Genomic DNA, 23,747 nt, shown 5'->3' on the forward strand with positions numbered 1-23,747 from the left:
ACCATGCGGGGCGCATCGTGCGTTACGCATGGAGCATGGGATCGCGAGCGTGTGAGCCTTGTTCGTCGGCCCGCACATGGCCGGTTTTCGGATCGAGCGCCAGGCCCTGCACAGTGTGGTAACCGTGGCTGTGGATTCTGGCCAGGCGGTTGAGCTGCGCTTCGGCCGCGCCGCTCCCAACCGGCTTGCCGGCGTCAGCATACGCAAATCTCCCAAAAACAGTTAAATACTTGACATCGTAGCTGAAATGTCGCGATTTTCTGTACATTGCATGCACGATTGCGGCAAATGGCGTATCATCGATTGCTCACTGAACCAGCGCAAGGACTCCCTTCAATGATTCAACGACGTACCATCCTCAAAAGCGGTCTCCTCCTCGCAGCATCCTCCCTCAGCCTTCCCACCCTTGCCAAAAATTCATCGATTGCCACCGGCGATTGCTGTCTGCGTTTCTACAATACGCACACGGGTGAAAAGCTGACGAGCACGTTCTGGGAGCAAGGCGAGTTCATCCCTGATGCGCTGGGCGACATCAACAAGGTGCTGCGCGACCACCGCACCAACAAGATTGCGGACATCGATCCGGAACTGCTTCTGCTGCTCGGCCAGCTCAATGGCAAGCTCGGCAACAGCAAGGAATTGCACATCATCTCGGGCTACCGCGCGCCGGAATCGAATGCGTTCCTGCGGGGCCATGGCAGCGGCGGCGTCGCCAAGCGCAGCCTGCACATGGAAGGCAAGGCCATCGACATCCGCCTGCCGGGCACCGACCTGCGCCATCTGCAAAAGGCGGCCATGTCGCTCAAGGGCGGCGGCGTCGGCTATTACGCCAGCTCGCAGTTCGTCCACATGGATACCGGCCGCGTGCGGTATTGGTAATCGGTTGATGCGGCCGTCCATCGTCCGTGTCGTTGCCGGACTGGTCATGAGCGGCCTGTTCGCGGCTGCAGGCCTGCCGGCGCATGCCGCCGGCCAGAACACCGTCACCGTCAAGTCCACCCGCGACCCGGTCGACAAGTCGTACCGCAAAATGATCCGCGGCATGGAACGCTTCGAGCGCGAGCGCGCCTTCGCACCAAATGCGACCCTGCGCTTCCAGCTGCTGCCGCGCCTGCCGAACGTCGACATGCGCGGCATCACGCTGCGCGTGGCGGGCGATACCGTATCGGTGCCCGTCCCCGTCGACGACAACAATTTCTTTGTCCTGCCGCGCAACGGGCAAGCCTTGCAGGAAGATGCCGCTGTGCTCGCCAGTCGCAAGACGGCCAGCATGACCTGGCGCGCGCGCATTGAAACGCCGGGCATCCCGGCCGGCATGCGCCGCCTGGGTGACCTGCGCCTCGAATGCCGCGTGGGCAAGGAAGCTGGCCTCGTCTCCAACAGCTCGCCGCTGTTCGGCTGGATTTCGGATGCGCTCGATTCGCCCGAAGGCGTCTGCACGAGTCCGGATGGCAATTACCTGTTCTTCGCCGAGCGCCCGATCTTCGCGGTCACGCTGCGCGCTGGTGAACGCATTGAGACGCTGCCGTTTTCGATGCTGTATGCCGGTGGCGACCAGACGCCCGACATGCTGCCGTTCTGCGATTGCCAGGTGCTGCTCGACCGCACCTATTACGTGCCGTTGTGGGATGCCAGCTGGCCGGACGACACGCTCGTGGAATTCACGTATATGGTCGATGAACCAGTTGGGATGACGCCATGAGGGCGCCTTTGATCCTGTGCGCTGCTCTGCTGGCTGGCTGCGCCACGCAGAATGCCGCGCCGCCCGGCGCGCAAGTACCTGCCGAGCAGCTGCAGCAGACCGTGGTTGCCGGCCAGACCACCAGGGCGCAATTGCTGGCTGCCTTCGGGCCGACGAAAAACGTGCGCTTTGACAGCGGCTTCGAGACCTGGGTCTACCAGTCGCCGGCGGGCGACGGCCGGTTTGCCGAATTTGTCGTGCTGATCGATCCGGCCGGCGTGGTCGCCAAAACACGTACGCGCGCGCCAGCCCCGGCACCCTGATTGTTTTTTGTTAGGCGCAGTCAACGTTAAATAGAGACTAGCTTTGAACTGACGAGTAGTCCAATGGTCCAACCCCTGCCCCCAGCGTCAGGAGTCGATCATGAAAGCGCCACGTTTCAAGGGCTGGTTCGCAAAACTGCCTTCGTTGAACCAGCCGCAGCGTCGGCAAGTGCTCGATGCCCTGCATCCTGCAGCCGGGCTCGATCAGGTGGTTGCGCTCATCACTGAGGTCAGAGCGCCAGACCGCTGCTGCCCCAGATGCGGCAACGAGCACTGCTACCGGCATGGTTTCGCCAACGACTTGCAGCGCTACCGTTGCTGTTCCTGCGGCCGCACCTTTAACGACCTCACCGGCACGCCGCTGGCGCGGCTCAGGCACAAAGCCAAATGGCTCGCGTATTCGCAGGTGCTGCTCGATTCACTCCCTGTGCGCAAGGCGGCAGATCGGGTCGGTGTACACCGCAATACGGCCTTTCGCTGGCGACACCGCTTCCTGCACTGGATCAAGCTCGACCGGCCTGCGGCGCTTAATGGCATCGTCGAGGCTGACGAAACATTTCTGCTTGAATCCCAGAAAGGTTCGCGCACGCTCAATCGCCCACCGCGCCACCGCGGCGGCCATGCTGCCAAACGGGGTATTACCAGCGAACTGGACTGCATCCTGGTCGCGCGCGACCGCGAAGGGCGCACGGTCGATGCCGTCACCGGGCGCGGTGCGCTAAAGGCTGCGCAGCTTGAGCGTGACTTGCTACCCAGGCTCGATAGGCAGGCCTTGCTCGTCAGTGACAGCCATCCTGCCTATCGCGCCTTTGCACGCAAGCACAGGATCGCGCACGAGACGGTCAACCTGCGCGCCGGTGTGCGTGCGAGGCGTCTGGGCAGCCTTGCCATCCACGTGCAGAACGTGAACGCCTACCATCAACGCTTCAAGGGCTGGCTACAGAGCTTTCGTGGCGTGGCATCGCGCTACCTGCCCAACTACCTGGGCTGGCGCTGGGCGCTGGATGGAAAGCGGATTATTTCGCCAGAACAATTGCTTCGCATTGCTATCAGCGTCATCAACAGATAACGCTGACTGAGCCTTTGTTAACGAGTGACGCGCAAATGTGTCATACCTAACAAACGGTACCCATCAATTCTGCCATTCTGGTTGCACCTATTCACCAGCGGAGAATTTCATGGCAACTGCAATCGACGACAATCTGAACGACTGGCTACGTGACGCCCATGCAATGGAAGAGCAGGCAGACAAGATGCTCAACGCGCAAGCGGACCGCCTCGAACACTATCCGGAGCTGCGCGCGCGCATCGTGCAGCACATCGAAGAAACGCGCTGGCAGCGTAGCGTGCTGGACGAGATCCTGGCGCGCCGCGACATCAGCAATTCGGTGGTCAAGGATATGGGCGCCAAGCTGATGGCCTTTGGCCAGGCCGTGGGCGGCATGACCGTCAGCGATGAAGTGGTCAAGGGCGCGATGGCCGGCTACGTGTTCGAGAACCTCGAAATCGCCACCTACACGTCGCTGATCGCAGCGGCCAAGGCGGCTGGCGACAGCGCCACTGCCGCTTCGTGCGAACAGATCCTGGTGCAAGAGAAAGCAATGGCAGCCTGGCTGCTGGAGCACCTGCCGCAAGTCACGCAAGCCTTCCTGACGCGCTCGGCAACCCCGGGCGTGGAAGCGAAAGTATAACTCCCGCACCACCCGCGGTCGAGACGGCGCAGCATGCGTGCGCCGTCTCGACCGCAGCGCTGATCACTGGCACAATCCCCACAGTGCTGTCGCTATCCAACGCGACTGTCTGCCCATCACCAGGATGCGCCCATGCCCCGCGTACAACTCGACTTTCCCGACGACCAGTTCTACTTCTCGACCGTACTCACGGTGCGGGCCACCGACATCAATGCGGCGAACCACGTCGGCAATGAATCGATGATCGCAATGGTATCCGAGGCCAGGTCGCGCTTCCTGTTCGAGTTCGGCGTGCCGGAAACCAGCCTCGATGGCCCCGGCATCATTGTCACCGACCTGGCCACCATCTACCGCGCCGAAGCGTATCGCCGCGACGAACTGCGGTTTGACGTGGGCGTCATGGACTTCAACAAGTATGGCGGCGACCTGATCTACCGGATCACACGGCCGCGCGACCAAAAGCTGATTGCCATGGCCAAGACCGGCTTTGTGTTCTACGACTACAAGGCGGGCCGGGTATGCCCGATGCCTGACGACTTTCGCGCCAGGTTCGAGCGTGTCAACCGGGTCGATTAGGCCAAAGAAAAACGGCGCCCTGATGGGTGCCGTTTTTCTTTGTAACCAGCTGGCGTAGGGTGGACGGGTTTCCCGTCCACGCGTTCAACCCGACTGTGCACACCACGGAGCCAGTTCAACCCGACTGTGCACACCACGGAGCCAGTTCAACCCGACTGTGCACACCACGGTGTCAGATTAATTTGAACGCGTGGACGGCGCAGCCGTCCACCCTACGATTTCGCAGGGTGCGCAGCCAACCTTCAGCCGCCGCGCTTCTTGCCGATGATCGTTTCATCGAACCACTCATCGATCATGCGCTTCTCGGCGCGCAGGCTGTCGTTGTCGCTGAAGCGGCCGATGCGCTGCATGTAGTTCATGTCGGCCAGGCGTGCGTCGCCGCCCTGGAGCACCTGCCCATTTTGCGTCAGCGAATAGCGCAGGTTAATGATCGGCCAGTCGGCCGTGCCTTTCAGGATGCGCAGATCGCGCCCGTTACTGACATTCGGGTACTCGCGGCCGGCCAGGTCGATGTCGGTAACTTCGATCACCAGGTCCTGACCCGCAGGGAGTTTCTCGCCAAGCTTGGTGAAGTACGTGCTCAGTTCTTCCAGCACCTGCTTGCGCTCCCACGGGGCAAATGGCAGGTCGGCAAATTTATCGGACTCGATGTAGGTGACGGTCACGCCTGCCGAGGCGGCGCCGGCGGCCAGCGCGAACAGGCCTGCCAGGGCGGTTTTTATCAGGGTGGATTTCATTGTTGCCTCTCCTTCTGTATGCGTCTCGTATGCGGTCTTCGCTAACCAATATACGCCGCTTCGCACTGTTCTGCTCATCTCGAAACGTTGGAACTTGTATCCAAATGTTAGGTCCCGAACATGACCAAAAGATGGTGCCATATAAGAATGCATCAAGGAGGCCACCATGCCAGAAGGTCCAACGCTGTACATGCTCAAGGAACAGACGACGCGCTTCGTGGGGCAAACCATCGTGCGCGCCAGCGGCAACCTGAAGACGCTCGATCCGGCACGCCTCGTGGGCCAGCGCATCACCGGACTGCATACCTGGGGCAAGCACTTCCTGATCGAGACGCCCGACGTCATCCTGCGCGTCCACTTTCTGCTGTTTGGCACCTACCGCATCGACGAGGACCGCGACAAGCCGCCGCGCCTGTCCATCGGCGTGGAGGACGGCGGCGCCATGAATTTCTATGCCTGCGCGATCCGCGAGATCGACCGCGCCACCTTCGACGCTTACGACTTCAGCGCCGACGTGATGGGCGCGACCTGGGACCCGGTCAAGGCGCGCAAGAAGCTGCGCGCCGCGCCCGACATGCTGGCCTGCGACGCCCTGCTCGATCAGGAAATCTTCTCGGGCGTGGGCAATATCATCAAGAACGAGGTGCTGTTCAGGATTCGTGTCCATCCCCTCTCGACGATGGGCGCGCTGCCCGCGCCCAAGCTGCGCGCACTGGTGGACGAAGCGCGGCAGTACAGCTTCGATTTTCTGGGCTGGAAAAAAGCCTTCACGCTCAAGGAGCACTGGCTGGCCCACGCCAAGAAGATCTGCCCGCGCTGCGATATCCCCTATTCCAAAGCCAAGCTCGGCACCTCCGACCGGCGCAGCTTCTACTGCGAGCGTTGCCAAAAACGCTATACCTGACGCGTCCTGTCACCTCACTGCAACATCCTGACTGGCCCACGGGCCAGTTGTTACATCCCCCTCTCACAATTTAATATTGCTTCTTGTTAAGGGTCATGCGCCGTACTACAATCACTTGACTCCAGGCTACTTTTGTTGTGAAAAACATAGTCTGTTCGCTAAACCCTGGCCTCCCTCCACGAATCGGAATCGCCCATGTCCTTCTTGTCGTCCGCTGCGCCCAAACTCGCACCCTGGAAAGTCTTGCTGGTGGACGACGAACCCGATATCCACGACATCACGAAGCTGACGCTGACGCGCTTTCGCCTCGACGGTCGTGCGCTTGCCTTCGTACACGCCTATAGCGGCGCCGAAGCCAAGGAAATCCTGGCGCGCGAGAAAGACATCGCACTGGTGTTTCTGGACGTGGTGATGGAGCGCGAAGACAGTGGCCTGGAAGTAGCGCGCTGGATGCGCCAGGACCTGGACAACCAGTTCACCCGCATCGTGCTGCGCACCGGCCAGCCCGGCCAGGCGCCGGAAGAACGCGTGATCGTCGACTACGACATCAACGACTACAAGGAAAAGACCGAACTCGATCGCACCAAGCTGTTTACGACGACGTTTGCTGCGCTGCGCGCCTACCGCGACATCATGAAGGTCGAGGAATCGCGCCGCGTCCAGCAAACCTACCGCGAGGGCCTGGAACGCGTGATCGCCGCGTCCGCCCACATCTTCCAGCAACGCAACCTGAAGGACTTTGCCAATGGCCTCTTGCTGCAGGTCGTGGCCCTGCTGCGCCTGGAGCAAAGCATGCTGCTGCGCTTGAAGGCGGCCAGCGTGATCACTGGCCAGAGCCAGTACGAAGTACTGGCCCAGATCGGCGACATGGAAGGCGACGAGATCGGCCCGGAACTGGTGGCCCAGCTGGACGACGCGCGCCACAACCGCATTTCGCGCCTGCACGGCGACACCTATGTCGGCTACTTCCCAAACAACAGCGGCAAGGCGTCGCTGCTGGTGCTCAAGGGCGTGGATGAGATTTCGGACATCGATGCGCAAATGCTGGAGGTGTTCTGCTCGGGCGTGGCCATCGCGTTCGACAATATTTTGCTGAACCAGGAAATCACCGATACCCAGGCCGAGCTGATCCTGCGCCTGGGTGACGTCGTCGAATCGCGCTCGCACGAGGCGGGCAACCACGTGCGCCGCATGTCCCAGGTCTGCTACATGCTGGCCCAGGCCTCGGGCATGCCCGAAGACGAGACAGCGGTGCTGATGCACGCCGCGCCGATGCACGACATCGGCAAGATCGCCACGCCCGATGCGGTGCTGCTCAAGCCGGGCAAGCTGACTGACGCCGAGTGGACCATCATGAAGCAGCACCCGACCGTGGGGCTGCAGATCCTGGACGGCTCGCAGCGCCCGATCCTGAAGGCAGCGGCGGTGATCGCGCACCAGCACCATGAAAAATTCGATGGCACAGGCTACCCGCAAGGACTGCGCGGGCAGGACATCCACCCGTACGCGCGCATCGTGGCGGTGGCCGACGTGTTCGACGCGCTGAGCCACGCGCGCTGCTACAAGGAAGCGTGGCCGGCCGCCAAGGTAACCGAGCACCTGCGCGAGGTGGCCGGGCACCACCTCGACCCGACCTATGTCGATCTGTTGATCCGGAATATGGACAAGGCGCTGGCAATCAACGCGCAGTGGCCCGACTGACCAGTACTCCGGATCGCCTGACGCTTACTTGAGCGCAGCGCGCAGCGCCGACGCATCGAAATAAATTTGACGAATCACCGGATGCTCGGCTGCCACCGCGGTTTCGATGCGGCCGATCGCCGCTTCCACCTTATCGATCGACAGTCCCCGGCGAAACTGGACCGACGCGGCCAGCAGCACTTCTTCCGGTCCCAGCTGCATCGTGCGCAGGCTGGCCACGCTGTCCAGCGCCGGCTCGCGCAGGAACAGCGCCTTCAATGCGGCCAGCTCGTCATGGTCGATCGCTTCGCCCACGAGCAGGCCACCGGTCTCGCGCGCCAGCATGAAGGCGGCGCCGATCAACAGCAGGCCAATCAGGATCGACGCGGCCGGATCGATGTACGGATTATTGAAGTAGTGGCCCAGCGCGATGCCGGCGGCGGCAATCCCGAGACCCAGCAGCGCCGCGGAATCCTCGATGAAAATCGTGAAGACGGACGCATCCTTGCTCGCACGGACGGCCTGCCACAGCGTCGTGCCGGGTTTGCGCGCCGTGTTCAATTCCTTGCGCGACACATTCCAGCTATACCCTTCGAACAGGACAGCCACACCAAGCACGACGTAGCTCCACATCGGGTCTTCCAGTGGCGGCGGGTTCTGCAGTGCGGCGACGCCATGGTAGATCGATAATCCGCCGCCCAGCGAAAAGACCGACAGCGCAACGATCAGCGCCCAGAAATACAGCGACTTGCCGTAGCCGAACGGGTGTTTGCGATCGGGCGCGCGGGCGCTGCGGCGTTCGCCCAGCAGCAACAGGAATTCATTGCCCGTGTCGACGGCCGAGTGGATACCCTCGGCCACCATCGCCGCACTGCCGGTGATGCCGGCGACGATGAACTTGGCCACCGCGATGCCCAGGTTGGCGGCAATTGCCGCATAGATGACTTTTTGCGAGCCCTGGCGTGGCGCGTCTTGCTTGTTCTCGTTCATGGACTCTCCAAATGGGAGCCCAGCGTAAAGAACCTGCAGCAACGCATCTGTACGGCGCCGCACGTGCCCGCTCGATCGTGGCACTAGGCCGCCAGTTTTTCCTTGCGCTGCGAACGGGGAAAACGCAGGTGGTACGTCAGCCCCTGCCCCGGCGCACTCGTGGCCCGCACTGTCCCGCCCAGCGCGCCGGTCACCAGGTTGTACAGGATGTGTGCGCCCAGGCCACTGCCCCCGGTCCCGCGCCGCGTGGTAAAGAACGGATCGAACAATTTGTCGAGCGTGGCGGCATCCATCCCTGCCCCGTCGTCGGCGTACTCCATCACGACCCAGCCATCGGTGCCCAGTGCAGCGCGCAGCGTAATGTTGCCGGCCTGCTCGTGCTCGAAGCCGTGCACCAGCGAATTCATGACCATATTGGTGAGGATCTGCGACACCGCGCCCGGGAAGCTGTCGAGCAGCAGGTCGGGCGGGCAATCGACCGCGACCTTCACCGGGCGGCCCTTGAGCTTCGGGTGCAGCGACAGGAGCACTTCGTTCAGGTACGCGCCCAGGTTGAAGCTGCGGATATCGTCCGACGACTGGTCCACCGCCACCTGCTTGAAGCTGCGCACCAGGTTGGCGGCGCGCTGGGTGTTGGTGGTCATGATGCGCAGCGACTGGTCGACGATGTCGAAGAAGCTCTCCAGGCTCTCTGCGGTCATCTCGCCCGCTGCCAGTTCTTCGCGCGTGAGTTTCAGCTCCTGCACCAGGTGGCTCGTGGCCGTCACGCAGATGCCCAGCGGCGTATTGATTTCATGCGCCACGCCGGCCACCAGGCGGCCGAGCGAGGCAAGTTTTTCCTGCCGCACCAGTTCGGACTGCGCCTCCTGCAGCGCGTGCAGCGCGTCGTTCAGTGCCGCGTTCTGCTGCTCGAGGGCTTCCTTGGTCTTGCGGATCCGGCGGTCGGCCTGCATGCGCGCAATCGCCACGGCCACGTGGCTGGCCATGAACGCCAGCAGATCGAGGTCGGCCTTGCTGTAGACGATCGCCGGGTCGTAGCTCTGCACCACAATCACGCCGTACGGCTGGTCGTTGACCAGCATCGGCGCGCCCATCCAGCTTGCGATATCCGTGCTGCCCAGCGGCTCGGCCACGGTGCCGGCGTCAACGAGCGCCCTGAAGCTGGCCACGTCGTGCAGCTGCGCCTGCTTGGTCGACAGGATGTGCGAACACATCGCCTTGCCGAACGGGAAGCGCAGCAGCGGTGGCGCGCTGTCCTTCTGGTCGACGAAGTACGGGATGCTGATCTCTTGCGTGCGCTGGTGGTACAGGCCGATCAGGAAGTTGTCGGCCACCATCAGTTCGCCGATGATGCGGTGCAGGCTGGCGCTGAGCTGGTCAGTGTCGAGCGCCTGCGCCGACAGGTCGGCGATCTCGTACAGCGCGTGCTGGATCTTTTCGGCGCGGCGGCGCTCGGCCACCTCGTGCGCCAGCGCGGCCGTGCGCGCCGAGACCGCGCGTTCCAGCCGGTCCATGCTTTGCAGGCCCTGCAGCGCGTTCGAGACGTGGTTGGCGATCAGCCCGAACAGCGCAATGTCTTCTTCGCTGTAGGTCTGGTCGGCAGAGTAGCTCTGGATGACGATCGTGCCCAGCGCCTGGTGGTTCTGGTCGAGCAGCGCACAGGCAACAAAATGCTCCGGCGTGCTGCCGTTGCCCCAGCGCCCGGCCGCCTTGCGGTGGCGCTCCTTGAAGTCGGCCGCCGTCAGCACCAGCCTATGGCGGTTGAGCAGCACCCAGGCCGTGGGCGACTGGTCGGGCGAGGCGAGCCGGATGCGTTCGAGCGGATCGGGCGCGCCGTCGACTTCATCGACGAAATAGGGAAAGCGCACGGTGCCGTCTTCATGGTCGGCCAGCGCCACATAGAAGTTGGCCGCGTACATGATGCGGCCCAGCGCGCCGTGCACGGCCCGGATGAATGCGGTGATGTCGCTGCAGCTGGTCGAGAGTTGTCCGATATCGAGCAACATCGACTGCACCGCTTCCAGCCGGTCAAGACGTTCCATACTTTCCCCCACCTGTTCACAGAATGCATCTGATGATGCGCAGAGGAAATAGTAGCAGCTTGAGGCCGGGCGCAGCAGCCTGCCGCGCCCGGCTGTGGCTTTTTAGCGCGGCGCGCGGAAGTCGTTCTCGACCCAGGCCTGCGCCGAACTCGGGGTGAGCTTGAAGGTCGGCGCCACGCGCACGCGCGCAACCTGCTCGCCCATCTCGTCGGTGGCGGCCAGCATCGCGTACGGATCGTCGTCGTCCGGGACAATATCGAGCGTGACCTTCAGTTCGCCCTGCTCGGTGAAGATGTACAGGTTCTTGTGCAGGATCGCGTGCATGTGCTGCTCGTGGCGGCGAATGACTTCGGACGCCGTCTTGATCAGCGTGTTGAAGGCATTGGTGTCGAGCGGCTTCGGGTTCTTCTTGTCGCGGCCCATGGTCCAGGGACCGACCAGCGCCGGTTCGGGCTCGCCATCCTTGTACATTGCCACGGCCCAGCCTTCATCGTCGTCGTTCTTGATCACGCGCGCGGTCCAGCCATTGCCCTGCCACAGCCGGGGTTGCTGCACGGGGCCGGTGTCCTCGCTGCCGTCGTCGCTGTCGGGGTCCAGCATCTGGTCGTTCATGGGTCGGTGTCCTCGGCGCTTGCGCGCCCAAAACCACGATCATAGAGGAAACCGGCCCCATGAAAAAGGCCGCACGGCGCTGCTGCGAGCGATTGGCTGAAATAGTCTAAATAACTATGCCGGACAATCGTCGACGATGCGTGGACAGCGCCACGACGGGCCGGGTGGCGGCATGATTGGCGGGCCGACGGGGATCGGCCGCGGATCGCCGTTGGGCGCCGGCGTATCGCGGTTGAACGGCGTGATGATGATGGGCGGAATGGCCGGTGGCGCCGAGGGCGGATCCTTCGGTCCGCCCGATGCATGGGCCAGGTCGTGGAAGGCATTGGGCACAGCGTACATGGGGTCCCCCTGAAACAGAGCAGGCTGTCAGTATAGGAAACGCTGCCGTGATTACAAGGACGGAATGGGCGGATCTGGCTGGCCCGGCCTATGCACATTTCATCCCGTTAAACATGCAGCCTGTCGCACGCGGCTGGCCGCGCACGTGCGCCGCGCCTACAGTTCGAGCATGCAAGACCAAACAGCTCAACCCAACCATTCGCGAGGACTGCCATGAAAAAATACGCCCCCTACGTCATCCTGTTCCTGTTTGCCGCCATGCTGTGGAATCTGTTTACCTGGAGCGGCGACATGACGGTCAATCTCGATGGCGACCAGATCGATGGCCCGCTGGGCTTCCTGCTGGCCACGCTGTTCACGGGTGGCGGCATGCTGCTGGCCATGTTCATCTCGGTGATCACGGTGGCGGTACTGGCGGTGGTGTTTGCCGGGGTTGGCGTGATTTTGATCGGCTCGCTGGCGATCGGCGCCGTCGTGCTGGCGCTGGCGATGTCGCCGCTGCTGCTGCCGCTGGTACTTGTCGTGGCGCTCGTGTGGTACGCGATGCGCCGGCCGCGCCCGGTCACGCTGGACAAGGCCGCGGCAGCGTAAAAACTTAGCGCGCCACGTACTGCGCGTAACCACGCGCACGCAGGGCGCACGCCGGGCACGTGCCACAACCGTGGCCCCAAGCATGCGCCTCACCCCGCTCACCCAGATAGCAGGTGTGCGTATCGAAGCGGATCAGATCGACCAGCGCTGCGCCACCCTCCTGCTCCGCCAGTTCCCAGGTCTGGGCCTTGTCGATCCACATCAGCGGCGTTTCGACCTTGAGTCTGGTGGCCATGCCGAGGTTCAGCGCCACCTGCAGCGCCTTCATCGTGTCGTCGCGGCAATCCGGGTAGCCCGAGAAATCCGTCTCGCACATCCCGCCCACCAGCACGTTCAGTCCGCGCCGGTAGGCCACCGTCGCCGCCACCGTCATGAACATCAGGTTGCGGCCCGGGACGAACGTATTCGGCAAGCCGTTTTCCTGCATCTCGATCGCGACATTGCTGGTCAAGGCCGTGTCGGAAATTTTGGAGATCAGGGACAGGTCGATCATGTGATCGTCGCCCAGGCGCGTGTCCCAGTCGGGATTGAGCGCGCGCAGCTTGGCCAGCACGCCGGGGCGCACGGCCAGCTCGATCGCATGGCGCTGGCCATAATCGAAGCCGATCGTCTCGACCCGCGCATAGCGCCGCAGCGCCCAGGCCAGGCAGGTGGTGGAGTCCTGGCCGCCACTGAACAGGACGAGCGCGGTATCGGTAGAGAGGATGGTCATGGTGGTAAAAGAAGGTAAAAGGCAGGGGGTCAACCGTCAATTCTGGCACAGATCGCGGGCACCGTGGCCGATAAAGCCGTTCTTGTCCAGACGCGCGCGCGCAACATTTCACGTCCGCCATCGACTTTGCCAATCAGTTAAGATGCGAACGAGTCACCCAATGGAGCGTCACGTTGTCACGATCGAATCCCCACCTGCGCAAGGGTCCCCGCCAGCGCACACTTCCTCCGCTGTTGCAACGCTCCCTGCTGGGTGTTGGCGCATTCATGTTTGCCACCGCTGTCTATGCGCAAAGTACCACCGGCGTCGATTACACGGTGCGTATCGACGCGCCGCGCGCGCTGGAGGAGTTGCTTGAAGAGAACCTCGACCTGATGCGCTGGCGCGGCAACTCGCGCGTCGACATCGACCAGCTGCAGCGCCTCGTGAAAGAAGCGCCGGCACAAGCCACCAGCCTGATCGCCACCGAAGGCTACTACTCACCGAAAGTCTCGGTTGGCCTCGACACCAGCGGTGCACGGCCGGTCGCGCGCGTGATCGTCGATCCGGGCCAGCCGGTGCTGGTCGGCGACGTCGACCTGGTGTTGCAGGGCTTTGCCGCCTTTGAAGAAGGCGGCGCCCCATTCGACGCCGGCGCCCTGCGCAACCGCTGGACGCTGCCGGTGGGCAGCCAGTTCCGCCAGTCCGACTGGGAAGGCGCCAAGAAAGGCCTCGTGCGCGACATTGCACAAAGCCGCTTCCCGCGCGCACGCCTGGTCGAAACCAGTGCGACCGTCGATCCGGATTCGCGCCGCGCGCTGCTGCGCGTGGTGATCGATTCGGGCCCCGAGATGCGCTTCGGCCAGCTACGAATCCGCGGCCTGAAACGTTACCCGGCCGAAGTCATCACCAACCTCAACAAGATCAACCCGGGCGACCAGTACAGCGAAGCGGCGCTGCAGGCGCTGCAAGCGCGCTTGCAGGAGACCGGCTACTTCGCCAGCGTCGAGGTCAGCGCCGACATGCGCGCCGTACTGAATGCCGAAATCGCCGACATCAAGGAAGACGCCGACAGCGACGCCAACCCGGCCACGCCGGAACCGGCGACCGGCCCGACCACGCTGCCGGTGATCGTGCGCGTGACTGAAAACAAGCAGAAGAACGTCGAAGCCGGTGTGGGCTTTTCGACCGACACGGGCGGCCGCGCGCAGCTGAGCTACGACGACCTGAACGTGTTCGGCAAGCGCTTCAAGAGCGACCTGATCTACGAACAAAAACGCCAGACCGCCAAGGGCGAACTGTTCTGGCCAACCACGGCCAAGGGCTACAACGACAGCATCAGCGCCGGTGTTGAACGCGAAGACCTGCGCGGCGAACTGACCACGCTGGCCAGCGTCGCCGCACGCCGTGCCTGGGGCTCGCCGCTGCTGGAGCAAAGCGTGACGCTCGAAGCGCTGACCGAAGAACGCGAAGTCGAGGGCCTCGAACCCACCCGCACCAAAAGCCTGCCGCTCACCTACAGCATCACCAAGCGCAAGCTCGACAGCCTGATCCTGCCGACCAACGGCTATGTGGTCAACGCGCAGCTTGGCGGCGCCGTGCTCCCGATCCTGACGGACGAAAAATTCCTGCGCATGTACCTGCGCGGCATCTACTACAAGCCATTGGGCCCGGCCGGCACGCTGATCCTGCGCGGCGAAACCGGCGCTGTGGCGTCGAAGGAAAAACTCGGCGTGCCGAGCACCTTCCTGTTCCGCGCCGGTGGCGACCAGTCGGTGCGCGGCTATGGTTACCAGGAGCTGGGTGTGCAGGAAAACGGCGCGACCGTGGGCGGCCGTTACCTGGCCACCGCCAGCGCCGAATACCAGTACTGGTTCAAGCCGCCCTGGGGCGTGGCCGTGTTCTATGACGTCGGCAATGCCGCCGACAAGTTCGGCGACCTCAATCCCAAGTCGGGCTACGGCGTGGGCGCGCGCTGGCGCAGCCCGGTCGGTCCGATCAATGTCGACCTGGCCTACGGCCACGCGGTGCGCAAGGCGCGCCTGCACTTCTCACTCGGATTCACGTTCTGATGGATACACCTGACAATAACGCTGCAAAGCAGCAGGCGCCGACGCCCGACCAAGCCCAGGCCAACCCACGCCGCTGGCCGCGCCGCGTCGCGATCGGCCTTGTCGCCACCGGCGTCATCGTCGGCGGCACGCTCTGGTACCTGGGCCGCGAAACCACCTTGCAGATGATCGCCCAGCGCGTTGCCAGCGCCACCGGCGGCAAGCTCACGCTCACGGGCGTGAGCGGCACCTTGTACGGCAAGATGCACATCGAACGCCTGATCTGGCGCACCGACGAGCAGATCGTCACCGCCAACAAGATCGACATCGACTGGTCGCCGGGCCAGGTGCTGTCGGGCGGCATCCTGATCGACCAGCTGTGGGCCGCCAGCGTGCGCATGCAGACGCTGAAGGAAACCGACGAGCCATCCGTGCTCCCGGCCAGTCTGGCGCCACCATTCGCGATCGAGGTCGACGACGCCCGCCTCGCCAATCTGACGATGGTGAACATCGGCGGCGCCGAAACGCGCATCGACAATATCCGCGCGCGCGCCAAGGGCGACAAGCGCAGCTGGGTCGTGCAGAACGCCACGGCGGCCACGCCATGGGGCCAGGTTGCCGCCAATGCCACCGTCGGCGCGGCCCGTCCCTTCAAGATCGACGCCACCGGCAGCCTGACACAATCGCAGGCCAGCGCCGGCGCCCGCGCTGCGCAGTTGCAGATCAAGGTTGGCGGCGACATTCAAAACGCCACGCAGATCGACGCCACCGGCACCGCCGGACGCGCCATCGGCGACGCCCACTTCACGCTTGCGCCGTACGCCGAGATCCCGCTGCGCGCGCTGCGCATCAATGGCCGCAACGTCGATCCGGGCTTCTTCAACCCTGCCCTGCCGACTGCCGACCTGACCTTCGCGGTCGTCGGCAAGCTGGACGAACAACGCAATATCAGCGGCAGCGTCGACATCACCAATACCGGGCCGGAAGGCACGATCGACCAGCAACGCCTGCCGCTGCGCGCGGCGCGCGGGCAACTGGGCGGCAACCTGTCAGCGCTGAATGTCTCGAACGTCCTGCTCGACTTCGGCGCGGCCGGCACATTCACCGGCACCGGCGGCGTGCAGCGCACGAAGGACGAAGAAGGCATCGGCACCGCACGCTTCGCGCTGCACACCGACCGCTTCAATCTGCGCGAAGTGCATTCGGCCATGAAGCCGACGGCGATCAAGGGCGATATTGCGGTCACCAACGAGGCTACGCGCCAGACGTTAGAGGCGAACCTGATTGACGCTGGCCTGCGCTTGAGCGCGCTGGCCACGCTGGAAAACAATGTGGCCACGCTGCGTGAAGCGACGCTGCGCGCCGGGCGCGGCAGCGTTACGGCCAGCGGCACCATGAACCTCGAAGGCGATCAGGCCTTCAAGGCCACGGCCAATGCCAGCCGCTTCGACCCGTCCGAATTTGGCGACCTGCCGGCGGCCGACATCAACGCCACCGTCAATGCCGCCGGCGTTCTGACGCCCGCATGGAAGGTCGACGCCGACTTCGCCGTGCGCCAGAGCCGACTGATGAACCAGCCGCTGAGCGGCAAAGGCAAACTCACGGCCGATGCCAAGCGCTTTGCCGGCATCGACGCCAACCTGGCGCTGGGCCAGAACACGGTCGACCTGAAAGGCGCGTTTGGCGGCGCGGGCGACCGCCTGCAATGGCGCCTGGACGGCCGCCAGCTCGCCGCCGTGCGCGCCGACCTGTATGGCGCGGTGGTGGCCAACGGCGTCGTCACCGGCACCATGGCGGCGCCGCGCACGACGTTCGACGTCAACGCGCGCAACCTGGGCTGGGTCGACGCCCAGCGCAAGAACAACAGCGGCGTCGTGCGTGCCCAGGGTGAAGCCTGGCTGGGCGGCCCCGAGGATGCACGCGTGGTCGAAGTCAAGGCCACCGGCGCGACCGAACGCTTCAACCCGGCTGCCTTCGGTTCGCCGCTCGCCGGCAATATCAACTCGACCTTTACCGGCAGCGGCCGTGCGGGCGCTGACTGGCGCGGCGCGCTGGACCTGAAGGTGGTCGACTCGACGCTGGCCAATTCGCCGTTCTGGGGCCATGCGCGCCTGGCGGCCGACCGCCGCCATGTGTCCGACGCCAACGTCGACCTGCACGTGGGTCCGAACGTCATCGCCGCTACCGGCAGTTTTGGTGCCGCGCGCGATGCGCTCAACTGGCGCATCGATGCGCCGCAACTGGCCGCGTTCGGCCCCGAGTACGGCGGCGTGCTGCGCGGCTCGGGCGTCCTGTCCGGCACGGCCGACACGCCATCGCTCACGGCGACCATCGCGGGCCAGAACCTGCGCGCCATGGGCACGCACACGGTGCGCTCACTGAAAGCCAGCGCCAACCTCGGTTCCGGCCGTGGCGCAAGCGACCCATTGGTGACCGATGTCGAGGTGCTCGACTACGTCAACGGCGACACGCGCGTGGCGTCCGTGCGCCTGAAAACCGACGGCACGCGCGGTGCGCACACGCTGCGCCTGTCGGCGCTGGGCGACGCGTTCGATGCCAATGCAGAACTGCGTGGCGCCTTCTCGAAGGACACCTGGAGCGGCACGCTGGCCGCACTGCAGAACCGTGGCCGCTATGCGATGAACCTGCAAAAGCCGGTGCCGTTGACGGTCAGCGGCGCGCCGGGCGGCGGTCTCGCCGGCCTGGCCAGCCCGGAGCGTATCGCATTCAATGGCGCTGTGATCGCCCTGCCGAACGGCAGCATCACGGTCGACGCGCTGACCAAGGACGGCCCGCGCTGGGCCAGCCGCGGCCATGCCGACAATGTGCCGCTGACCTACCTGGCCCAATTCTCCCCAAGCTTGGCCGACAACGCGCGCGGCGACCTGACGCTGGGCGCGGCCTGGTCGGTCGACATGCGCGCGCCGCAAGCGCAAGGCGCCGCGCCTTCGCTGGCCGGCAACGTGCGCGTGTTCCGCGAAAAGGGCGACGCCATCGTCGGTGGCGACACGCCCGTGCCGCTTGGCCTGCGCCAGCTGGAGGCACGCGCCGAAGTGGTGGGCAGCAGCCTGCGCGTGAACCTGGACCTGGACGGCGCCCGCACCGGCGTGGCCAAGATCGACGCCAACGCGCAGATGATCAACGGCCGCCTGGAGAGCGCCAGCCCGCTGCGCATGACGGCCAATGCCAATATCCCGTCGATCGCCTGGCTCGCGGCGCTGGCTGGCCAGCCGGGCCTCGAACTCGACGGCGCGCTGCGCGTGGCGATGACGGGTGGCGGCACGATCGGCAAGCCGAGCCTGAACGGCAATCTCGATGGCGACAAGCTGGGCGTGCGCTGGGCCGAACAAGGCGTGAACCTGCGCAACGGCGAACTGCGCGCGCTGCTTGGCGGCGACCAGCTGCGCATCGAAAAGCTGTCGTTCCAGGGCCGCCAGGGCGGCGCCGCGGCCAGCGGCTACGTGCGCTTTGCCGACGGTGCGCCGACGATGGATATTCGCCTGAACATGGACAGGCTCGAAGCCCTGTCGCGCCCGGATCGCACCGTGATCCTGAGCGGTCAGGCATCGCTCGTACGTGACGCCAGCCGCTTCGCACTGGAAGGCAAATTCCGCGCCGACCGCGCCCTGATCGAATTTGCGCCGCAAGGCACGCCGACGATCTCGGACGACGTCATCGTGCTGGGCCGCGGCACCACCAAGCCAACGCCAAAAACCAGCGAGAAGGAAGTGCCGCTGACGGTGGACCTGGCGGCCGACCTGGGCGACGACTTCCACATCCGCGCGATGGGCATCGACGCCTACCTGGCCGGCACTGCCCGCGTGCGCATGACGGGCAGCGGCCAGCCACGCATCAACGGCACCATCCGCGCGCTGAACGGCACCTACGCCGCGTATGGCCAGAACCTGTCGATCGAACGCGCCGTGATGACCTTCAGCGGCCCGTACGACAACCCGTCGCTCGACATCCTCGCGGTGCGCAAGCGCCCCGAGGGCGAGCAGCTGTCCGAGACCAACGTCGAAGCCGGCGTCCAGGTGCGTGGCACGGCGCAATCGCCGACGGCGCGCCTGGTGTCGACGCCGAACGTGTCCGACAGCGACAAGCTGTCGTGGCTCGTGCTCGGCCAGGGCATGGAAGCAGCCAGCGGCGACCAGAAAGGCGTGCTGACAGCAGCTGCCAGCGCCCTGCTGGGCGGCAGCGGCGGCACCGGCGGCATCCAGTCCAAGATCGCCAACTCGCTGGGCGTGGATGAACTGGGCCTGAAACAGGGCGCCGGCGGCGGCAGCGGTTCGGGACTGGAAAGCACCGTGGTCACGGTCGGCAAGCGCATCTCGCAGCGCGCTTACCTGAGCTTCGAGCAAGGCACCAGTACCGCATCGAGCCTGGTGCGCCTGCGCTACAAGCTCACGCCGCGTATCTCGCTGCAGTTCCAGACCGGGACCAACAGCGCGCTTGATATTCTCTATTCGTGGGCGTTTGACTGATCTGGCCTAGACAGCAGCGGACAACCCTGTCCGCTGCTGTCCCACGGCGCCCGCCATGCGCACCAGGCGGCCCAGCAGCAAGCCATTGAACACACCGAACACGAGGCAGATCGTCGCGGCCACCGCCAACTGCTGCGCCAGGTGCGGCTGGATCACCAGCACGACCGACGTGATGTACTTGGTCAGAAAAATTGCCAGCATCAGCATCAATGGCATCACGCTGCCACGCACCAGCACGCGGTCCGGCGCCGTACCGGCTGCGATGCGCGTGCGGCCGAAGCGCCAGGCCAGCAGCATCGCCGCCGCACAGCCGGTGCCCCAGGCAGCCAGCAGCACCATTCCCATGTCGAACTTGAGCGCCATATCGTTCAGCGACAATCCCAGCATCACCAGCGGCAGGATCAGCATCCGGCGCAGCGTCAGTTCGCGATCGCGCATCTCGACCGCGCCGCGCCAGAGCAGGAATGCGAGGATGGCCCAGACATACAGGGGCGTGTGGGTCAGGATCTGGATCAGCATGACGGGCTCCGTTGCAGGTAGAAGGTGCGTACATTTTGCGTACACGCCAGGCGCCGCGGCATCCGGTGCGACGAAGGGGCGCCCGGCCGGCGCGAACTGCCTGCCGCGCGGCGCGAACTTTGCGCTGGCCGGGTAGAATCTGGCCATGGCAAGCAAACATCCCATCTTCCCCGGCCCACGCACCGCACGCGGCGCAGTGCTCGCCGTGCTGTTGTCGAACGCCGACCAGGCAGGCAGCGAGCCGCTGCGCGGACGCGTGACGCTGGCCGCGATCGTGCGCGCGCTGAAACGCAAATACCACTGGCCGATCGAAACCACCAGCTTCCCGTCCAACGATATCGATGGGCGCGCCACCTGGGCCACCGTCTACAGCCTGCCGCAGGGCGTCATCGATACGGCGCTGGCTGGCAAGGGCAGCGACTGGCTGCGCAGCACCCGCAGCGGCGGCGAGGCCGATCAGGCTTGATCCCGCATGGCCCGCGACAACATCAACGATATCCTCGTCTTCATCGCCGTTGCGCGCGAGCGCAGCTTCACGCGCGCCGCCGCCAAGCTGGGCATGAGCCAGTCGGCCCTCAGCCACATCGTGCGCGGGCTCGAGGAACGCCTGGGTGTGCGCCTGCTCACGCGCACGACGCGCAGCGTCTCGCCCACCGAGGCGGGCGAGCGCCTGCTGCAGAACGTGGGGCCGCGGCTGGAAGAAATCGATGCGGAGATCACGGCCATCACCGACCTGGGCGACAAGCCCGCCGGCACCGTGCGCATCACGGCCATTGACCACGTGATCGACACGGTTCTGTGGCCGCGCATCGCGCCACTGCTGCCGCAGTATCCCGAGCTGCACATCGAAATCAGCTCGGACTACCGTCTGGTGGACATCGCGGCCGAACGCTTCGACATCGGCGTGCGCCATGGCGACCAGGTGGAGAAGGACATGATCGCCGTGCGCCTGACGGCCGACGTGCCGATGCGGATCGTCGGCGCGCCTGCCTACTTCGCGCGCCAGCCGGCACCGGCGTCGCTGCAGGATCTCATGACGCACAACTGCATCAACCTGCGCCTGGCCAGCAGCGGCGGGCTGTATGCGTGGGAATTGCTGCATGACGGCCAACCGGTCGAGGCGCGCGTGCGCGGCCAGGCGGTGTTTACCAACGTCCATCACATGCTCGCTGCGGCGCTCGACGGCGTGGGCGTGACCTTCCTGCCCGAGAGCCTGATCGCGCCGCACCTGCAGGCCGGGCGCCTGGTCAGCGTGATGGAAGACTGGTGTCCCAGCTTTCCCGGTCTGCACGCCTACTACCCGAGCCGGCGCCATTCGTCGCGCGCACTGGGCCTCGTGATCGACGCGCTGCGTTATACGGGTTGATCGACGCGGCCGGCGCGCGCCGCCAGTAATGCCAGCAAGCTGGCCGCCACCAGCACGGCGGCGCTGAACCCGAACGTGGCGCCATGGCCGCTGGCGTCGAACAGCAGGCCGCCGCCGGTGGCGCCGAGCATGATCGCCAGCTGCACTACCGCCACCATCAGGCCGCCGCCGGCTTCGGCATCGCGCGGCAGTGTACGCGACAGCCAGGTCCACCAGCCCACCGGCGCCGCCGTCGCCACCAGTCCCCAGATGGCCAGCAGCACCGTCGTTGCCGCCACTGACTGGCCGACGACGAGCAACGCCGCCACGATCGCCGCCATGATGAGCGGGATCGCGATCAGGACCGGGTACATGCGCTCCCTGAGCACGGACCCGATCAGCGTCGTGCCGATGAATCCGGCCACACCAAGTACCAGCAGCATCAGCGACAGCGTCGACACATCGACGCGGGTGACGGTTTCCAGGAACGGCCGCAGATAGGTGAACAGCGCAAACTGCCCCATGAAGAACAGGCTTGCCGCCCCCATGCCCAGGCAGACCGCGGGACGCTTCAACAATGTGAACATGCTGGCCGGCGCCTGCCGGTTCTCGGGGCGCAGCGCCGGAAGGCTGAACCAGAGCCAGGCCAGTGCCAGCGTCGCCACCGGCACCAGGCAAAAGAACGCGCCGCGCCAGCCGATCACGCCGCCCAGGTAGCTGCCTGCGGGCGCGGCAATCACCGTGGCCAGCGCATTGCCGCCATTGAGGATGGCCAGCGCGCGCGGCACGTCGGCCGTGGGCACGAGGCGCATCGCGGTGGCCGCCGACATCGACCAGAAGCCGCCGATGGCCACGCCGATCAGCGCGCGGCCCACCATGAACAGCGGATAGTTAGGCGCAAACGCAGCCACGGTGCCCGAGGCGATCATCAGGCCGGTCAGCGCCAGCAGCAGCGTCTTGCGGTCGAGCCGGCCCACGACGGACGTCAGGCACAGACTGGTCAGGAGCGCGAATGCACCGGAAATGGCGATTGACTGCCCGGCCTGGCCTTCGGTGATGCGCAGGTCGGCCGCCAGTGGCGTGAGCAGGCTGACCGGCATGAATTCGGACGCGACGAGGGCAAAGGCGGCAAGCGACATCGCCAGCACGGCGCCCCACGCCGCGGGCGCGGCCGGCTTGCTGTCGCAAGCGACGGAAATGGTTGGATTCATTGGTTATGCAAGAGTGGAAAACAAACGCTCCTCCTGTACCGGGGGCGCAGGAGGAGCGGAGAAGCAGCCCGCCAGGGCTGAAGGAGACTTACGCGGCCAGCGTGGCGCTGTCGATCACGAAGCGGTACTTGACGTCACCCTTGAGCATGCGCTCGTAGGCGCCGTTGATTTCGTCGGCGCGGATCATCTCGATGTCCGACACGATGCCGTGTTCAGCGCAGAAATCGAGCATCTCCTGGGTTTCCGGAATCCCGCCGATCATCGAACCGGCGATCGCGCGGCGCTTCATGATCAGGCTGAACACCTGCGGCGACGGGTGTGGCGAATCCGGCGCACCGACCAGCACCATGGTGCCGTCACGCTTGAGGATCTGCAGGAACGCGTCCAGGTCGTGCGGCGCAGCGACCGTGTTGATGATCAGGTCGAGGGTCTTGGCCTGCGCCGCCATGGCGTCGGCATCCTTCGAGATCACGACTTCATCGGCGCCCAGCGCCAGCGCATCGTCGCGCTTGGATGCCGACGTCGTGAACGCCACGACATGCGCGCCCATGGCGTGGGCCAGCTTGATGCCCATGTGGCCCAGGCCACCGATGCCGACGATGCCGACTTTCTTGCCAGGACCGGCGTTCCAGTGGCGCAGCGGCGACCAGACGGTGATGCCGGCGCACAGCAGCGGCGCCACGGCGGCCAGCTGCTCTTGCGGGTGCGTCACGCGCAGCACGAAGCGTTCGTGCACGACGATCTGCTCGGAGTAGCCGCCCAGCGTGTGGCCCGGTGCATCCGGGGTCGGCCCATTGTAGGTGCCGACCATATTGTCGCAATAGTTTTCCAGGCCTTCGCCGCAATCGGCGCACGCTTTGCACGAGTCGACCATGCAGCCGACACCGACCAGGTCACCGACCTTGTGCTGCGTGACGTGGGCGCCGATGGCCGACACGCGGCCGACGATCTCGTGGCCCGGGACGCAGGGAAACTGCGAGCCGGCCCATTCGCCGCGCACGGTGTGCAGGTCGGAGTGGCAGACGCCGCAGAAGTCGATCGCGATCTGCACGTCGTGCGCGCCAGGCGCGCGGCGCGTGATGTCCATCGATTCGAGGGCTTGGTCGGGCGCGTAAGCGCCATAGGCTTTGACAGTCATGGGAATCCTTGTGGTGATGCGATCAGCGGCGCGGGCGGCGCTGACCGATAAACAAGGAGGCAATATAAAAGCTGGCGCAAGCGGGATAAAGGCCCGTTCATGCATTGGGCATATGACGCCAGCCCATGAATACGCGGGT

The 23,747-nt window shown here is 65.0% G+C and carries 23 protein-coding genes; 13 read left to right on the forward strand and 10 right to left on the reverse strand.

Annotated features, from left to right (window positions below; translation table 11 throughout):
• Positions 1-22: 22 nt before the first annotated feature.
• Positions 23-268 carry a hypothetical protein gene (locus AC56LV_RS21700; protein WP_499560667.1) on the reverse strand — a complete coding sequence of 82 codons (246 nt, stop codon included), beginning with the start codon at positions 266-268 and terminating at the stop codon, positions 23-25.
• A 68-nt stretch (positions 269-336) separates the two neighbouring features.
• Here AC56LV_RS21700 and mepK point away from each other — a divergent pair, with 68 nt between their 5' ends.
• The 6 genes from mepK (at position 337) to AC56LV_RS21730 (ending at position 4,271) form a co-directional block, all read left to right on the forward strand.
• Entirely contained in the window at positions 337-879 is a 543-nt protein-coding gene (gene mepK / locus AC56LV_RS21705; RefSeq protein WP_499560669.1) for a peptidoglycan L,D-endopeptidase MepK, read from the forward strand.
• A gap of 46 nt (positions 880-925) precedes the next feature.
• The gene (locus AC56LV_RS21710) at positions 926-1,702 is read left to right on the forward strand and encodes a hypothetical protein (protein WP_499560671.1); all 777 of its coding nucleotides are present in this window, start codon (positions 926-928) and stop codon (positions 1,700-1,702) included.
• On the forward strand, positions 1,699-2,004 hold the full coding sequence (locus tag AC56LV_RS21715) for a hypothetical protein (RefSeq protein WP_499560673.1): 306 nt from the start codon (positions 1,699-1,701) through the stop codon (positions 2,002-2,004). Before AC56LV_RS21710 ends, AC56LV_RS21715 begins: the two co-directional genes overlap by 4 nt.
• Before the next feature lie 100 nt (positions 2,005-2,104).
• Entirely contained in the window at positions 2,105-3,073 is a 969-nt protein-coding gene (locus AC56LV_RS21720; protein ID WP_499560675.1) for an IS1595 family transposase, read from the forward strand.
• A gap of 109 nt (positions 3,074-3,182) precedes the next feature.
• Positions 3,183-3,695, forward strand: coding sequence for a ferritin-like domain-containing protein (locus tag AC56LV_RS21725; RefSeq protein ID WP_499560677.1), 513 nt, complete (start codon positions 3,183-3,185; stop codon positions 3,693-3,695).
• A 132-nt stretch (positions 3,696-3,827) separates the two neighbouring features.
• Positions 3,828-4,271, forward strand: coding sequence for a thioesterase family protein (locus AC56LV_RS21730; RefSeq protein WP_499560679.1), 444 nt, complete (start codon positions 3,828-3,830; stop codon positions 4,269-4,271).
• Positions 4,272-4,513: 242 nt separating this feature from the next.
• Here AC56LV_RS21730 and AC56LV_RS21735 read toward each other — a convergent pair whose 3' ends face one another.
• The gene (locus tag AC56LV_RS21735; RefSeq protein ID WP_499560681.1) at positions 4,514-5,008 is read right to left on the reverse strand and encodes a DUF3016 domain-containing protein; all 495 of its coding nucleotides are present in this window, start codon (positions 5,006-5,008) and stop codon (positions 4,514-4,516) included.
• A gap of 166 nt (positions 5,009-5,174) precedes the next feature.
• On the opposite strand from AC56LV_RS21735, the gene AC56LV_RS21740 reads away from it, so the two are divergent.
• Positions 5,175-5,912 (forward strand): DNA-formamidopyrimidine glycosylase family protein, encoded by a 738-nt coding sequence (locus AC56LV_RS21740; protein WP_499560682.1) that lies wholly within the window; start codon positions 5,175-5,177, stop codon positions 5,910-5,912.
• Between the two features lie 195 nt (positions 5,913-6,107).
• A complete protein-coding gene (locus tag AC56LV_RS21745) occupies positions 6,108-7,613 on the forward strand; it encodes a DUF3369 domain-containing protein (RefSeq protein ID WP_332530532.1) in 1,506 nt (501 codons plus the stop codon).
• Positions 7,614-7,637: 24 nt separating this feature from the next.
• Here AC56LV_RS21745 and AC56LV_RS21750 read toward each other — a convergent pair whose 3' ends face one another.
• From AC56LV_RS21750 to AC56LV_RS21765, 4 genes are all read right to left on the reverse strand, one after another.
• Positions 7,638-8,582: a cation diffusion facilitator family transporter gene (locus AC56LV_RS21750; RefSeq protein WP_499560684.1), complete on the reverse strand. Its 945-nt coding sequence runs from the start codon at positions 8,580-8,582 to the stop codon at positions 7,638-7,640.
• Between the two features lie 83 nt (positions 8,583-8,665).
• Positions 8,666-10,624 (reverse strand): GAF domain-containing sensor histidine kinase, encoded by a 1,959-nt coding sequence (locus AC56LV_RS21755; RefSeq protein ID WP_499560686.1) that lies wholly within the window; start codon positions 10,622-10,624, stop codon positions 8,666-8,668.
• 102 nt (positions 10,625-10,726) lie between these two features.
• Positions 10,727-11,236, reverse strand: a complete 510-nt coding sequence (locus AC56LV_RS21760) for a hypothetical protein (protein WP_229424703.1) — start codon at positions 11,234-11,236, stop codon at positions 10,727-10,729.
• Between the two features lie 114 nt (positions 11,237-11,350).
• Complete coding sequence (locus AC56LV_RS21765; protein ID WP_499560688.1) at positions 11,351-11,578, reverse strand: hypothetical protein; 228 nt, start codon at positions 11,576-11,578, stop codon at positions 11,351-11,353.
• 213 nt (positions 11,579-11,791) lie between these two features.
• Here AC56LV_RS21765 and AC56LV_RS21770 point away from each other — a divergent pair, with 213 nt between their 5' ends.
• A complete protein-coding gene (locus AC56LV_RS21770; protein WP_499560690.1) occupies positions 11,792-12,169 on the forward strand; it encodes a hypothetical protein in 378 nt (125 codons plus the stop codon).
• Between the two features lie 4 nt (positions 12,170-12,173).
• Here AC56LV_RS21770 and queC read toward each other — a convergent pair whose 3' ends face one another.
• Complete coding sequence (gene queC / locus AC56LV_RS21775; protein ID WP_499560692.1) at positions 12,174-12,881, reverse strand: 7-cyano-7-deazaguanine synthase QueC; 708 nt, start codon at positions 12,879-12,881, stop codon at positions 12,174-12,176.
• A gap of 266 nt (positions 12,882-13,147) precedes the next feature.
• Here queC and AC56LV_RS21780 point away from each other — a divergent pair, with 266 nt between their 5' ends.
• Positions 13,148-14,932, forward strand: coding sequence for an autotransporter assembly complex protein TamA (locus AC56LV_RS21780; RefSeq protein ID WP_499560693.1), 1,785 nt, complete (start codon positions 13,148-13,150; stop codon positions 14,930-14,932).
• Positions 14,932-19,395 carry a translocation/assembly module TamB domain-containing protein gene (locus AC56LV_RS21785; protein ID WP_499560695.1) on the forward strand — a complete coding sequence of 1,488 codons (4,464 nt, stop codon included), beginning with the start codon at positions 14,932-14,934 and terminating at the stop codon, positions 19,393-19,395. The genes AC56LV_RS21780 and AC56LV_RS21785 overlap by 1 nt, the downstream gene beginning before the upstream one ends.
• A gap of 6 nt (positions 19,396-19,401) precedes the next feature.
• Here AC56LV_RS21785 and AC56LV_RS21790 read toward each other — a convergent pair whose 3' ends face one another.
• On the reverse strand, positions 19,402-20,079 hold the full coding sequence (locus AC56LV_RS21790; protein ID WP_499560697.1) for a DUF6622 family protein: 678 nt from the start codon (positions 20,077-20,079) through the stop codon (positions 19,402-19,404).
• Between AC56LV_RS21790 and AC56LV_RS21795 the strand changes: the two genes are divergently transcribed.
• Both AC56LV_RS21795 and AC56LV_RS21800 read left to right on the forward strand, forming a co-directional pair.
• Positions 20,060-20,380 (forward strand): hypothetical protein, encoded by a 321-nt coding sequence (locus AC56LV_RS21795; protein WP_183553958.1) that lies wholly within the window; start codon positions 20,060-20,062, stop codon positions 20,378-20,380. The two genes, AC56LV_RS21790 and AC56LV_RS21795, sit on opposite strands and share 20 nt — an antisense overlap.
• Positions 20,381-20,386: 6 nt before the next feature.
• Positions 20,387-21,280: a LysR family transcriptional regulator gene (locus AC56LV_RS21800; RefSeq protein ID WP_499560699.1), complete on the forward strand. Its 894-nt coding sequence runs from the start codon at positions 20,387-20,389 to the stop codon at positions 21,278-21,280.
• On the opposite strand, the gene AC56LV_RS21805 is transcribed toward AC56LV_RS21800, so the two are convergent.
• Positions 21,268-22,470: an MFS transporter gene (locus tag AC56LV_RS21805; protein ID WP_499560701.1), complete on the reverse strand. Its 1,203-nt coding sequence runs from the start codon at positions 22,468-22,470 to the stop codon at positions 21,268-21,270. The genes AC56LV_RS21800 and AC56LV_RS21805 overlap by 13 nt on opposite strands.
• An 88-nt stretch (positions 22,471-22,558) precedes the next feature.
• Positions 22,559-23,608 carry an NAD(P)-dependent alcohol dehydrogenase gene (locus AC56LV_RS21810; RefSeq protein WP_499560703.1) on the reverse strand — a complete coding sequence of 350 codons (1,050 nt, stop codon included), beginning with the start codon at positions 23,606-23,608 and terminating at the stop codon, positions 22,559-22,561.
• Positions 23,609-23,747: the final 139 nt, after the last annotated feature.

The organism is Telluria sp. RB2R28 (assembly GCF_059685835.1).

Excerpts from the sequence above, each read along its gene's own strand:
- AC56LV_RS21765 (WP_499560688.1), bottom strand. The coding sequence starts at position 11,578 with ATGTACGCTGTGCCCAATGCCTTCCACGACCTGGCCCATGCATCGGGC.
- AC56LV_RS21730 (WP_499560679.1), top strand. The coding sequence starts at position 3,828 with ATGCCCCGCGTACAACTCGACTTTCCCGACGACCAGTTCTACTTCTCG.
- AC56LV_RS21720 (WP_499560675.1), top strand. The coding sequence starts at position 2,105 with ATGAAAGCGCCACGTTTCAAGGGCTGGTTCGCAAAACTGCCTTCGTTG.
- AC56LV_RS21715 (WP_499560673.1), top strand. The coding sequence starts at position 1,699 with ATGAGGGCGCCTTTGATCCTGTGCGCTGCTCTGCTGGCTGGCTGCGCC.
- AC56LV_RS21750 (WP_499560684.1), bottom strand. The coding sequence starts at position 8,582 with ATGAACGAGAACAAGCAAGACGCGCCACGCCAGGGCTCGCAAAAAGTC.
- AC56LV_RS21735 (WP_499560681.1), bottom strand. The coding sequence starts at position 5,008 with ATGAAATCCACCCTGATAAAAACCGCCCTGGCAGGCCTGTTCGCGCTG.
- AC56LV_RS21785 (WP_499560695.1), top strand. The coding sequence starts at position 14,932 with ATGGATACACCTGACAATAACGCTGCAAAGCAGCAGGCGCCGACGCCC.
- AC56LV_RS21745 (WP_332530532.1), top strand. The coding sequence starts at position 6,108 with ATGTCCTTCTTGTCGTCCGCTGCGCCCAAACTCGCACCCTGGAAAGTC.
- AC56LV_RS21790 (WP_499560697.1), bottom strand. The coding sequence starts at position 20,079 with ATGGGATGTTTGCTTGCCATGGCCAGATTCTACCCGGCCAGCGCAAAG.
- AC56LV_RS21760 (WP_229424703.1), bottom strand. The coding sequence starts at position 11,236 with ATGAACGACCAGATGCTGGACCCCGACAGCGACGACGGCAGCGAGGAC.
- queC (WP_499560692.1), bottom strand. The coding sequence starts at position 12,881 with ATGACCATCCTCTCTACCGATACCGCGCTCGTCCTGTTCAGTGGCGGC.
- AC56LV_RS21755 (WP_499560686.1), bottom strand. The coding sequence starts at position 10,624 with ATGGAACGTCTTGACCGGCTGGAAGCGGTGCAGTCGATGTTGCTCGAT.
- AC56LV_RS21740 (WP_499560682.1), top strand. The coding sequence starts at position 5,175 with ATGCCAGAAGGTCCAACGCTGTACATGCTCAAGGAACAGACGACGCGC.
- AC56LV_RS21710 (WP_499560671.1), top strand. The coding sequence starts at position 926 with ATGAGCGGCCTGTTCGCGGCTGCAGGCCTGCCGGCGCATGCCGCCGGC.
- AC56LV_RS21780 (WP_499560693.1), top strand. The coding sequence starts at position 13,148 with ATGTTTGCCACCGCTGTCTATGCGCAAAGTACCACCGGCGTCGATTAC.
- AC56LV_RS21700 (WP_499560667.1), bottom strand. The coding sequence starts at position 268 with ATGTACAGAAAATCGCGACATTTCAGCTACGATGTCAAGTATTTAACT.
- AC56LV_RS21725 (WP_499560677.1), top strand. The coding sequence starts at position 3,183 with ATGGCAACTGCAATCGACGACAATCTGAACGACTGGCTACGTGACGCC.
- AC56LV_RS21795 (WP_183553958.1), top strand. The coding sequence starts at position 20,060 with ATGGCAAGCAAACATCCCATCTTCCCCGGCCCACGCACCGCACGCGGC.
- AC56LV_RS21810 (WP_499560703.1), bottom strand. The coding sequence starts at position 23,608 with ATGACTGTCAAAGCCTATGGCGCTTACGCGCCCGACCAAGCCCTCGAA.
- AC56LV_RS21800 (WP_499560699.1), top strand. The coding sequence starts at position 20,387 with ATGGCCCGCGACAACATCAACGATATCCTCGTCTTCATCGCCGTTGCG.
- AC56LV_RS21770 (WP_499560690.1), top strand. The coding sequence starts at position 11,792 with ATGAAAAAATACGCCCCCTACGTCATCCTGTTCCTGTTTGCCGCCATG.
- mepK (WP_499560669.1), top strand. The coding sequence starts at position 337 with ATGATTCAACGACGTACCATCCTCAAAAGCGGTCTCCTCCTCGCAGCA.
- AC56LV_RS21805 (WP_499560701.1), bottom strand. The coding sequence starts at position 22,470 with ATGAATCCAACCATTTCCGTCGCTTGCGACAGCAAGCCGGCCGCGCCC.